This window comes from Vibrio sp. S11_S32 (assembly GCF_014694465.1).
GTDB classification, from domain to species: domain Bacteria; phylum Pseudomonadota; class Gammaproteobacteria; order Enterobacterales; family Vibrionaceae; genus Vibrio; species Vibrio algicola.
The window spans coordinates 1-11,891 of the sequence record NZ_JAAUWS010000061.1; the positions used below are offsets into that span (position 1 = coordinate 1).

10 protein-coding genes and 2 pseudogenes are annotated in these 11,891 nt (G+C 40.2%); 11 read left to right on the forward strand and 1 reads right to left on the reverse strand.

Annotation, left to right across the window (positions count from 1 at the left end):
- Window positions 1-95: 95 nt before the first annotated feature.
- Window positions 96-548 carry a DUF2982 domain-containing protein gene (locus tag HC723_RS15265; protein ID WP_190339685.1) on the reverse strand — a complete coding sequence of 151 codons (453 nt, stop codon included), beginning with the start codon at window positions 546-548 and terminating at the stop codon, window positions 96-98.
- 207 nt (window positions 549-755) lie between these two features.
- On the opposite strand from HC723_RS15265, the pseudogene HC723_RS15270 reads away from it, so the two are divergent.
- The 11 genes and pseudogenes from HC723_RS15270 to HC723_RS15320 all read left to right on the forward strand — a co-directional run.
- Window positions 756-1,162: pseudogene (locus HC723_RS15270) on the forward strand (MarR family transcriptional regulator).
- Between the two features lie 562 nt (window positions 1,163-1,724).
- On the forward strand, window positions 1,725-2,819 hold the full coding sequence (locus HC723_RS15275; protein WP_190339686.1) for a TRAP transporter substrate-binding protein: 1,095 nt from the start codon (window positions 1,725-1,727) through the stop codon (window positions 2,817-2,819).
- Between the two features lie 92 nt (window positions 2,820-2,911).
- The gene (locus HC723_RS15280; protein ID WP_153447024.1) at window positions 2,912-3,472 is read left to right on the forward strand and encodes a TRAP transporter small permease subunit; all 561 of its coding nucleotides are present in this window, start codon (window positions 2,912-2,914) and stop codon (window positions 3,470-3,472) included.
- On the forward strand, window positions 3,469-4,764 hold the full coding sequence (locus HC723_RS15285; RefSeq protein WP_190339687.1) for a TRAP transporter large permease: 1,296 nt from the start codon (window positions 3,469-3,471) through the stop codon (window positions 4,762-4,764). The genes HC723_RS15280 and HC723_RS15285 overlap by 4 nt, the downstream gene beginning before the upstream one ends.
- 186 nt (window positions 4,765-4,950) lie before the next feature.
- Window positions 4,951-6,321 (forward strand): cache domain-containing protein, encoded by a 1,371-nt coding sequence (locus HC723_RS15290; protein WP_190339688.1) that lies wholly within the window; start codon window positions 4,951-4,953, stop codon window positions 6,319-6,321.
- A 12-nt stretch (window positions 6,322-6,333) separates the two neighbouring features.
- Entirely contained in the window at window positions 6,334-7,002 is a 669-nt protein-coding gene (locus HC723_RS15295; protein WP_190339689.1) for a response regulator transcription factor, read from the forward strand.
- 273 nt (window positions 7,003-7,275) lie between these two features.
- On the forward strand, window positions 7,276-8,850 hold the full coding sequence (locus HC723_RS15300; protein WP_153447028.1) for a BCCT family transporter: 1,575 nt from the start codon (window positions 7,276-7,278) through the stop codon (window positions 8,848-8,850).
- Between the two features lie 333 nt (window positions 8,851-9,183).
- Entirely contained in the window at window positions 9,184-10,200 is a 1,017-nt protein-coding gene (locus tag HC723_RS15305) for a glycosyltransferase family 2 protein (protein WP_342365765.1), read from the forward strand.
- A gap of 52 nt (window positions 10,201-10,252) precedes the next feature.
- Window positions 10,253-10,531, forward strand: a complete 279-nt coding sequence (locus HC723_RS15310) for a hypothetical protein (protein ID WP_190339690.1) — start codon at window positions 10,253-10,255, stop codon at window positions 10,529-10,531.
- Between the two features lie 607 nt (window positions 10,532-11,138).
- Window positions 11,139-11,489 (forward strand): DUF6404 family protein, encoded by a 351-nt coding sequence (locus HC723_RS15315; protein WP_190339691.1) that lies wholly within the window; start codon window positions 11,139-11,141, stop codon window positions 11,487-11,489.
- Between the two features lie 265 nt (window positions 11,490-11,754).
- Window positions 11,755-11,891 (forward strand): annotated as a pseudogene (locus HC723_RS15320) (IS5/IS1182 family transposase); the annotation flags it as partial.

Here is an 11,891-nt window from a genome sequence, read left to right on the forward strand (position 1 = left end):
TTATATAACTTCCAGTTTTTGGTCTTATAACGAGGTTTTGGCATGAATATCGATGGTTTAGTGGGGAGTAAACGATCTGATCGTCAGTTTCACATTTAGTTCCATCGAATTACGCAACAAAGCCCTAAGTAGAGCAAACTACGTTGTTCGATTAAAATTTTAGTGATCACTTTCGGGCTAATTGAATTAATAAAAGGCTGATGATCTTTTATGCCAATACCGACCCAAGGTATTGGCGTCGACCAACCTTGCCTTAGGTATTCACCGCTACCGATATGACAGATATTTTGCCACTTTAAAACCCAACCGCCACGATATACATGTTGTTGTAGATGATCACGGGTTAAGGTAAAACCAATATTTTGGCTATAGATTAATTGTTGAACCGTGAAATATAAACTGGCGATGATGAATGCAAAAAGAAGCGTGATTTTGCTATTTGAGTAGGCATGAATAATGAGACAGCCAGATAATAGTACCGCGACGAGAGTGTATTTCAACCACAGCGGAATAGACGGTTGTTGCTGGAATAATTGTAAGGTTGGCATCGATATCCTTTCGTGGTGAGACGCTATTTTTAAATGCAGAATGAATAATCAAAGTTAAGACTTATTACTGCATTTTGTGAATTTTCAAATAAATGTTAGCAATTTAGTGTAAAAAACAGCCAGTCGCTGTGAATTTGATTTATATTTTGTTATAACTCCGTTCAACATTTTTACCACACTATTTATAGTGACTTGTGGAGAACTTTGATGAGACTTGCACATAAACGCAATGTACAACGTAAACTAAAAAAACCTTTAAAGCAACCAAAGTAGCGACAGAAAAAACAGTCGTTGCTGTGAAGCCTAAAGCAGAAAAAGCGGTAGCAAAAGTCAAAACCGTTGCTGCTAAAGTTGAAAAAGTGGCGACTGCCGCAATTGACGCTGCAGTAGAAGCCGCTCAAGACGTTAAATTAACACCAAAGCAGCAGTCTGTTCTTGATATTGTCGCGGCAAATGCGTCTGGTATTAGCCCTAAAAATATTGGCTTAGCAGCAGGTCAAGAAGATGCTAAAGCCGCAGCATGGGCGACCGGCGGCTTGAAAAAACTACTTGAAGAAAACCTAGTGGTTAAAGAGCAAGCAGAAGGTAATAAAGTGATTTACAAATTGGCATAAGCCTTTGTAAATCATTTTAGCTTAAATCTGCAGTTGAGCGAATGTTGTCCTGCAGATAGCAAAACTAAGTGAAATATATTAACCCTCAAGATTGATCTTTCAATCTCGAGGGTTTTTTTATGCTTAATGCTTAATGCTTAATGCTTAATGCTTAATGCTTAATGCTTAATGCTTAATGATATGGCTTGGTCGATGAGGTAAGCGTTTAACATCACAATATTCACAATTAAGTGACAAAAATTCAAGCGCAACTACTTAGGTAGAAATAAACGTTAGGCAAATACCCACAGATATTAGCAACTGAAATTTAAAGGAAAATATTAAAGAGTCAGTACTTATACTTAATACTTTGGTCTGAACCGCTTTGGTTGTACCTTGGTTTAGAGGCGTTAAATGCGTATAGCTCCCGATTGGAAAGTTGTCTTATATAAGCAAATCTTGCTTTGGATTGGACATAAATCCACTGTTTTAAAATTATTAAAGTCACTGTGAGTCATTGAAAAAGTTAAACAGTTACTTCAATAAATTGAGGATAAAACAATAATAACCAAAGGACGAAGGTATGAGTTTATTGAAAAAAACGTTGCAGGGTGTGGTGAAAAAGACCTTGATAGCGATATTTGCTTGTAGTGCCATGATGGCAACCAGTGTTAGCGCCGCAGAAAAGGTTTATCGCTTAAAGCTTGCAGAAACATGGGGAGCAAATTTCCCTGTGTTTGGAGATGCCACCAAAAACATGGCTAAAATGGCAGAACAAATGTCCAATGGTCGATTACAAATTCGAATTGATTCTGCCAATAAACACAAAGCGCCTTTAGGGGTGTTTGATATGGTGAAATCGGGTCAATACGACATGGGCCATTCGGGTTCTTATTATTGGAAAGGCAAGGTACCGAACACTTTATATTTCACTTCTATGCCTTTTGGTATGTTACCGGCTGAACAATATGCGTGGTTCTACTACGGTGGTGGCATGGAGTTGATGGAAAAAGTATATAGCCCGCACAATTTGATGTCTTTCCCTGGCGGAAATACCGAATTTCAAATGGGCGGTTGGTTTCAAAAAGAAATCAATTCGGTTGATGATCTTAAAGGGTTGAAAATGCGTATCCCTGGTTTTGCCGGTGAAATCATGGCAGAGCTTGGGGCAAAACCAACCAATATTGCCCCGGGTGAACTGTATACCGCATTAGAGCGTCGTACTATCGATGCGCTAGAGTGGGTCGGTCCATCATTAGACTTACGCATGGGCTTTCATAAAATTGCGCCGTATTACTACACCGGTTGGCATGAGCCGGGCTCTGAGTTGCAATTCTTAGTCAATAAGAGAGTGTGGGATAAGTTGCCGGCTGATCTACAAGAGATCTTGCGCATTTCAATGAAAACCGCCGCTTACGATATGTATGTTCAGGCTGTGCATGAAAGTGGTAAAAACTGGGCGACGATTAAAACTGATTATCCCAATGTAAAAGTCAAAAACTTCCCACCTGAAGTGATGGATGCTTTGCGCGCCGCAAACGATAAGCTACTTAAAGAGCATGCCGCAAAAGATCCACTCACCAAAGAAATACAAATGTCACAAGCGGCGTATTTAAAACAAGTACGAGCATGGACCGATATTTCCACCAAAGCCTATTTAGATAACGAAGCTAAATAAGCCCTAGCCGTAAAGTCGAAGATGACCTTATTCATCATCACGACTTTGCGGCTTTTTTCATTGTCACTGTGGCATTCTCAAGGAGTAGAGAGATGAGCTTAATAAAACTGGAGAGGGGCTTTAACCGTTTTGGTGACGTGCTCGGTTGGATTGCTAGCGTGCTGTTTATTATGTTGATGTTTAATGTGGTGTATGACGTGGTGATGCGTTATGCCTTTAATGACGTTTCGATTGGCATGCAAGAAATGGAATGGCATTTATTTTCGGTGGTATTTTTATTAGGCGTACCCTATGCCATCCGCACCAGTGGCCATGTACGAGTCGATGTTATTTACGAAAACCTTTCCGTCCGCACTCGCGCGATTATTGATATTGCAGGGGTGGTTTTTTTATTGCTGCCTTTTTGTTTACTAGTCGCTTGGTATGGCATTAATTATGCTCATGAATCGTATGAGCTTGGTGAGACCTCGGGCGATCCTGGTGGTTTGCCGTATCGTTGGATCATTAAATCCACTATTTCCTTATCTTTTTTCTGCATGGCGGTCAGTGGTATCGGCATGTTACTCAATTCGATCAATCGTTTGATCAATCCGCTGCACCCTGAGCTTGGAAAAGAAGCGAAGTCATCCAATACACAAGGAGAGTTATCATGATCGGTATTGTGATGTTTTTGGTGGCGTTATTTGCCTTGTTAATTGGTTTTCCTGTGGCATTTACCTTTGGCGGCATCGCCTTGATTTTTGGTATATGGGCAGAAGGGCCCGAAATGTTTGCTTTTATGCCATACCGTATTCAATCGATCATGCAAAACACCGTATTAATGGCAGTACCTCTATTTGTGTTTATGGGGCTAGTGTTACAAAAAACAAAATTAGCCGAACAATTACTCGAATCGATGGCGCGTTTATTTGGTGGCGTGCGTGGCGGGATCGCGATTTCTACTGTATTGGTTGGCGTATTACTGGCGGCCTCCACTGGAGTAGTGGGAGCATCTGTTGTGGCGATGGGGCTGATCTCCTTGCCAGTTATGATGAAATACAATTACAACAAAGGGCTGGCTTGCGGCACTATTTGCGCCTCGGGCACCTTAGGACAAATTATACCACCTTCCATCGTGTTAATTTTGTTAGGTGATGTACTTGGCGTGCCGGTGGGTGATTTATTCCATGCTGCTATTTTGCCGGGGTTGGTATTGGTGGGCGCTTATGTCATTTATATTTTAATTTATGCGCACCTAAATCCTCAAGAAGCGCAATGCATGACGCGAGAAGAGAATATTTCGCGCAAACAAGAAATCCGTAAAGCTTTGTTTGCGGTTATCCCGCCACTGGCCTTGATTGTGGTGGTATTAGGATCGATTTTTGCGGGGATCGCTACTCCAACCGAATCGGCGGCTCTGGGCGGTGCAGGTTCGATTGTTTTAGCATTATTATACCGTCAGTTTAGCTGGAAAATGCTGTATGAAAGCGCGCAAGAAACGGTCAAAGTGACTGCGATGGTATTTGCGATTTTGTTGGGAGCCACTGCCTTTTCAATGGCGTTTGTTTATACCGGTGGTGATTACTTGGTTGAAGAGTGGATGACGTCTCTGCCGGGGGATAAATGGGGCTTCTTAATTGTCACCATGCTAGTGATCTTGGTGTTGGGTTTCTTTATCGACTTTATTGAGATTTGTTTCATTATCGTGCCAATCTTAGTGCCGGTTGCCGAGCTGATGGGCATTAATTTGATGTGGTTTGGCATATTGATCGCAATGAATTTGCAAACCTCATTTTTAACGCCGCCATTTGGTTTTAGCTTATTCTACTTAAAAGGGGTTGCGCCGGATGGCATCACCACGCGCGATATCTATAAAGGCGTAATGCCGTTTATTGCGATACAAGTGATGGTGTTGATCTCGTTACTTATATTCCCTGAGTTCTACGGCATGAGCGCATTTTATTAGCATTGATACAAAGTGGGTTTAATAGGCAGTGGCATTTTAGTCACTGCCTTTATTGTTTTTAATATTGATTTTGTGACCAGTACGCTGAATTCTTTTTTTATCCCATCGAAAATTTCACTTTAGTGTTAATATTATTCATCTAAATGGATGTTTTTAGACGCTTTAATTTGAGTTTCGAGGTAGGGAATGCCGTTAAAAGCGAAACTGTTTTTACTCACATTGATCCCGTTATTGTGCGTAACAGCAAGTATCAGTTGGATCTTTGTTCACCAAACCAAAGCGTTAGGTGAAAAAGAAATCAATACCTTTCGCGCCACGCTGGTGGAGTCTCGCGAACGGGCGTTAAAAGATAATCTGCAACTTGCGCTTGCCGCGATTAGTCATGTCTATCATCCTGCGGCTAAAAATGATGCCGATGCCAAATCTCGGGTAAAAACTATTTTATCCAATTTACGCTATGGTCACGATGGCTATTTCTTTGTGTACGATAAAAGCGGCACCAATCTTGTTCATCCTATCCAACCAGATTTGATCGGTAAAAATCTCATAAAATTGCAAGATGCTGATGGTGACTACTTGATTGAAGCGTTGCTTTTTGAGGCTCAGACTGGTGGCGGATTTCATCAATATTTATGGAACAAGCCCAGCAATAATCAATTGGAAGAAAAGCTAAGTTACGCCGTGTGGTTAGATAAGTGGCAATGGATGGTGGGGACTGGGTTATATATTGATGACATAGAGCAAGAGGTCATGGGCTTGACCGAGACCATTAACCAAAATATCGAAGCAACTTTTTTCTCTGTGGTAGCGTTGTTATCCGTGACGGTGGCGGTGATCATTGTTTTGACCCTGGCGATAAATTTTCATGAATACAAATTGGCCGATAAAAGTTTAAAAGACTTAGTGAATCGAACGGTTTTGTTTCAAGAGGATGAAAAAAAACACCTTGCGCGTGAACTGCACGATGGTATTAATCAGCTATTAGTCTCGAGTAAGTGTCATTTAGATATTTTATCGCACAGCGTGATCACAGAGGGCTGCATTAATAGTAAAACCTTATCGATGATCAGCAAAGCCGAACACTCACTGCAAACCGCCATTTTAGAAGTTAGACGAATTTCGCATAATCTGCGCCCCAGTGCGTTAGATGATTTGGGCTTGGAGTCTGCAATTAATTCATTATTAAGTGATTTTTCCGAGCACACTCAATTACAACTCAATAAAACGATATTACTTGGCGATCAGCGCCTTGATAATGAAATTAATATTACGCTATATCGTGTGGTGCAAGAGGCACTGATGAATATAGAGAAGCACGCTATGGCCTCTCAAGTTGATGTTCGTTTGCAACACATTGCCAATTTAATTCAATTGATTGTGCGTGATGATGGAGTTGGGTTTCCGTTATCGCAAATTGGCTCGAAAAGCGGTATTGGTTTACGAAACATGCGTGAACGGGTCGATTTTTTAGGGGGTGAGTTTGAGATCAATAGTGAAAAAAACGGTGGAACCGAAATAACCGTATTACTTAAAACCAATATTATCCGAAAGATATAAGGTCTGAACAATATGAATGACATTGTGGATCAAAAAATTGGTCGTGATGGCAAAATACGAACCTTGGTGGTGGATGACCATCAAGTGGTGTTGGATGGCTTTGTGGCTCGCTTACAATTAGAAGCCTGTATAGATGTAGTAGCGACCGCCAGTAATGGACTAGAAGCACTTGAGGCTGTAGGGGGGCATCACCCTGATGTGGTGTTAATGGACATTAGCATGCCAATAATGACGGGGCTTGAAGCGGCGGAACAAATTAAACAGCAATACCCACAGGTAAAAGTATTAATACTCACCATGCATGATAATCGCGAATACATAATGAAAGTTATGCAAGCTGGTGCGGTTGGGTATATGCTCAAGGATATTTCAGCCGATAAATTAGTACAGGCAATAAAAACCGTACATCAAGGCTCGACTTATTTTTGCGAATCGGTGACTCAAACGTTATTTACTCAACCTATTAGCGATCCCGTTAATAGCAAAGTGAATCCGTTAAGTCGCCGTGAAGATGTGATCTTAAAATTAGTGGCGCAAGGTAATAGCAGCAAGAAAATTGCCAAAGCGTTAGAAATTAGTTACCGAACGGTGGAGACGCATAGGCAAAATATTAAACATAAACTCGATTTACATTCAACTGCAGAATTAACCAAATATGCAATGCAAAAAGGATTGTTATAATAAAAATAGTTTTATCACTAAAATAATGTTTAGTGAGCGAAATGTTTTTCGGATCTAGATCACAGGGAGGTGCCGCTTATTAAATGGTCTTTTTTTGCATTTTATGCTGTTTTTTTGTTCGTTTAACTGTGTTTTTGACAGTTTAACTAGATATTTTTGACTGGATCGTTAGGATCTAGATCAGAGAAAATTAATTATTTATAATTTTATGTTTAGTGTGCAAATGTTTTTGCAGGCTAAGAACGATTTGTTATTCCAAAATGGACGAGAAGTATGACTAAGGGTATAGACAAATACAGTATAGACAGTACCGACTATACGATAGGACAAGATAATGTCCAAAAGTGGGGTTTTGATGTACATAACTCCGTATTTACCATCAGTGCAGGTTTGATCCTGCTGTTTCTAATCGCGATTTTAGTGACCGATGCCTCGACTGCAAAAGTGGCATTAGATGGGGTGAAAAATGCCATCATCGATAAATTCGACGTATTATTCGTTCTATCAGGCAACCTTTTTGTTATTTTCTGTCTTGCTTTGATTGTATCGCCTTTTGGTAAAATTCGTTTAGGTGGTGATGAAGCGAAAGCTGAGCATTCTTATCTTTCTTGGTTGGCAATGTTATTTGCTGCCGGTATGGGGATTGGTTTGATGTTCTGGAGCGTGGCAGAACCGGCAGCGTATTATACCGACTGGTTTGGAACGCCTCTTAATGTGGCAGCAAATACCCCTGAAGCGGCTAAAATGGCGCTGGGTGCGACCATGTATCACTGGGGCCTGCATCCTTGGGCAATTTATGCGGTTGTCGCGCTATCACTTGCCTTCTTTACTTACAATAAAGGTTTACCACTTTCGATTCGCTCGATTTTCTATCCTATTTTAGGCGATCGTACTTGGGGTTGGCCTGGTCATATCATTGATATTTTAGCGGTATTAGCTACCTTGTTTGGTCTTGCAACTTCGCTTGGTTTTGGCGCGCAACAAGCCGCAGCGGGTATTGGCCATGTGTTTGGTATTGACGCAGGAGTTGGGTTGCAGCTTATCGTTATTGTTGGCGTAACCATTTTAACCACCATTTCAGTGATCCGCGGCATCGATGGTGGTGTTAAGCTTATTAGTAACATCAACATGGTGGTCGCTTTTATTCTGCTCATGTTCATCATTGTGGTGTGTTTCAATGTGGTATCGGTATCGATCCCTGAAACAATTGTTAGCTATGTAAAAAATATTATTCCACTGTCGAATCCATTTGGTCGTGAAGATGAAGCGTGGATGCACGGCTGGACAGTATTCTATTGGGCTTGGTGGATGTCTTGGTCGCCATTCGTTGGTATGTTTATCGCTCGTGTTTCTCGTGGGCGTACCGTGCGTGAATTTGTTACCGCAGTATTGCTTCTACCAACCATCATTACGTCTGTTTGGATGGGCGCATTCGGTGGCGTTGGTATTGAACAGTTAACCGATAAAGTCGGCATGTTAGGTCAAAATGGTTTCTCTGATGTGACCATGGCGATGTTCCAAATGTTTGATGCTCTGCCAATGAGCCAAATTATCTCATGTATTGCGATTTTGCTCATTTTGGTGTTCTTTGTTAGTTCATCGGATTCAGGCTCTTTAGTTATCGATAGCATCACGGCTGGTGGTAAAATTGATTCACCAGTACCGCAACGTATCTTCTGGGCTGTGGTTCAAGGCGCAGTTGCGATGGCACTACTTTGGGTTGGTGGCAGCGATGCGATTGGCGCATTACAAGCGGCAGCGGTGTCGACCGCATTACCGTTTGTGTTTGTATTGCTGATCATGTGTGTCAGTTTAATTCTTGGCATGAGAACCGAGCCACGCAAATAACAAACTCGCTTAAATTTACAATCAAAAAAAGGTTGGTCACTTTAAAAGTGCCAACCTTTTTTATTGCCTATAATAAGCGCTAGATATGCGATTGGCCTTTTAACTTTGCCATCGATTTTGCTGGTAACAACGTTGTGTCGAGAATCTAGGGATTAACCATTACTAATATCTACTGTCTTTAAGCCCATGATTCGAATCCAGAGCGGTATAGTCATCGAAATTATTGTGACTAAAACCTTCATCATGGAGGGTCAAGAAGCTTTTAAGTTGAAGCTTACTATGAATCCAAGTTTCTCTTGCAACATGATGTAATAATTATGTGTATCAATAATTATTTATTTTGCTGTTGCTCTAAAAAAATTAAAGGATCAGACTTATCCAAGTCAAATTCAGATTATTGTTATTGATGATGGCTCTACAAACAACGCAATCAGTAGAGTTAAAGAATGGATTGATAACACCGAGATGAACCATGACTTCCAAGTAATAGAAAGGCCAGTGAATGGTGGAAGAAAAGGCTTTGCCTTAGATCATATACTAGACCTTGGTATTGCTACTGGAGAGGTCTATGTCGTTGTAGACAGTGATACTTATATCGATACCAATGGCATCTATGAGCTGGTAATTAAGCTTTGGTCTGATGACAAATACGCTGCGGTCTGTGGGTATATTACGCCAGAAAACCATAAAGACAGTTTTATAGGCAAATTACAGCATTATGAACACATTAGCTTTTATGGTGCGATAAGAGCCGCCCAAGACAAACTAGGTTGTGTTCCAGTATTAGCTGGCGCGTTTGTTGCTCACCGAGCTTCAGTGGTGAATCAATTAGGGGGTTGGAGCGAGTGGTTGGTCGAAGATATCGCGTGGTGCTGGAAGGCAATATCGAATGGCTATCGAACAGGGTATGCACCTAAAGCTAAGGCAACAACGCAGTGCCCAACAGATACGAAAGGACTGTTTAATCAACGCAGGCGCTGGGCGCGAGGCCGAGTAGAGGCGTATACAGAAGCATGGAAAACTCATTGGTTCGCAGGCTTATGTGCCTCCCCTTGGTTTTTGCTTACCGCAGCCCAGTATATATTTCCATCAAGTATTGTTTTGTTTGGCTTTATGGTTGCAGCCGGTATTTGGATTCCAATTGCAATCGGTGCTGTCAATATAATGATTTATTTCTTACTGGTGCAATCTTATATAAAAGACTTTGAACTTTCTGGCGATTTATCAAACCGACAAGTTATTACAGCACCAATATATTCAGCCTTATTAGAGTCCATTACGTGGCTACCTAATTTACTCGGTTATTCAGATGAAATTTTGGGTAAGAAAAAAGGTTGGTTAACAAGATAGTTTTTATGAGCGCAATACTCTTTTACTGTAATTTAATATAAGGACATAACTTATGTATAACTTAAGTGTTGATGAAATTTCAATGGTTGATGGTGGTGGTGATGGTGGAAAAATGTTTGGAACGCCGCAACAAATAACTGGAGGGATAATAATTAGTGAAGTATCGAGTGCTGCTAAGCAGGCATATAATCTTCCAACCCCTCAAACAGGTCCAAATTCAAATGTTGCTGCTGGTATGAACAACTCAGGTGGAGCGTATATGGGGAACGGTCTTCAGACCGGAGGTGGAATGGCAGGATCTGCTACAGGAGGGAGAGGGTATGGTTATTAGTAATGGCCTTTTGATGTAAAATAAATAGAGGTTGTTATGGGGAGGATTGTAGTTCTAATTGTATTCATGCTTCTGTCAATTTTATTGTTTGAATATTATGAAGGAAGTAAAAATCACCTTGTTGAGATCATAATAAAGGTTTCATCAGGGATGGGGTTCATTCAAGTTTATTGTTATTGTCTTAATAGGTTAACAATATTTTTCGACCGTTAATTGTTCTAGTGGAGTTGTAGAAAAATGGTTTCCGGTTGGCTGATGTTTTAATGGCTTGGTTTTTTTTTCAATATCTATTCATTTTTTTCTTGGTTAACAAGATAGTTTTTATGAGCGCAGTACTCTTTTACTGTAATTTAATAGAAGGAAATAACTTATGTATAACTTAAGTGTTGATTAAATTTCAATGGTTGATGGTGGTTACCCAGCATCGAATGGTAGTTACAGTAAACCAAGTCAAGGTCCATTTAGCTCTAATTGCATAGGAAATGTTATTGCAGGAGCAGTTTTGGGGTCAGCTGGAGGCCTTGGTTGGGCCACAATGGGAGCAGCAGCTGGTGCCTACACTGGTCAATGTTTTAATGGTAATGGCGGTTATTGAATTTAGGATTAAATGGCACGCGAAAGCGTGAAAATAGAGAAGGTATATATGTGCTATTTTGAAAAAAAATACAAAAATGCATCTTTGGAATTAAGAGCTAACGGTCTTGAAATTACGCCATTTATAAAGATATTAAGATTTTTAGGGTTGAGAGTTAAACCTCTTTATTATAATGAGATTTATAAAAACTTATTTATTGTTTATTCTTTTTGGTTTTGTCTTGTTATGGTTTTGAGTTTTTTTTCAAATAAATTAGACTACATTTTCTTGTCTATATTTCCTGCGTTTGTGTCATTGGTTTTTTCTTTTTACTATCATTATAAATTTAAAATTTTAAGGCTAACCCCATGGAGGGAGTTGTGATTGTTGGTTGTAGTTCTAAATATAAGTCTATTTATATAAACTGGGCATTAATGAATAATTGTAACTACAAATGCAATTATTGTCATTCAGACTTAAATAGTGGTTCTATTAAAGTACCACCTTATGAAGCTGTAGTTGATTTTATTGAGTTGCTTTTTGAGTGTTCGGATAGCTCGATGTTGACGGGCTTTGTTGCGTAATTCGATGGAACTAAATGTGAAACTGACGATCAGATCGTTTACTCCCCACTAAACCATCGATATTCATGCCAAAACATCGTTATAAGACCAAAAACTGGAAGTTATATAATCAATCACTGATTAAACGTGGTTCACTGACTTTCTGGATTGATGAAGAAGCTATCCAAGAATGGAAAGAAGCTAAACAAGGGCTGCGTGGTAG

Bases quoted from the DNA above. Each gene is read 5' to 3' on its own strand.
- HC723_RS15290 (WP_190339688.1), top strand. From the start codon at position 4,951: ATGCCGTTAAAAGCGAAACTGTTTTTACTCACATTGATCCCGTTATTG.
- HC723_RS15275 (WP_190339686.1), top strand. From the start codon at position 1,725: ATGAGTTTATTGAAAAAAACGTTGCAGGGTGTGGTGAAAAAGACCTTG.
- HC723_RS15285 (WP_190339687.1), top strand. From the start codon at position 3,469: ATGATCGGTATTGTGATGTTTTTGGTGGCGTTATTTGCCTTGTTAATT.
- HC723_RS15315 (WP_190339691.1), top strand. From the start codon at position 11,139: ATGGCACGCGAAAGCGTGAAAATAGAGAAGGTATATATGTGCTATTTT.
- HC723_RS15265 (WP_190339685.1), bottom strand. From the start codon at position 548: ATGCCAACCTTACAATTATTCCAGCAACAACCGTCTATTCCGCTGTGG.
- HC723_RS15300 (WP_153447028.1), top strand. From the start codon at position 7,276: ATGACTAAGGGTATAGACAAATACAGTATAGACAGTACCGACTATACG.
- HC723_RS15280 (WP_153447024.1), top strand. From the start codon at position 2,912: ATGAGCTTAATAAAACTGGAGAGGGGCTTTAACCGTTTTGGTGACGTG.
- HC723_RS15310 (WP_190339690.1), top strand. From the start codon at position 10,253: ATGTATAACTTAAGTGTTGATGAAATTTCAATGGTTGATGGTGGTGGT.
- HC723_RS15295 (WP_190339689.1), top strand. From the start codon at position 6,334: ATGAATGACATTGTGGATCAAAAAATTGGTCGTGATGGCAAAATACGA.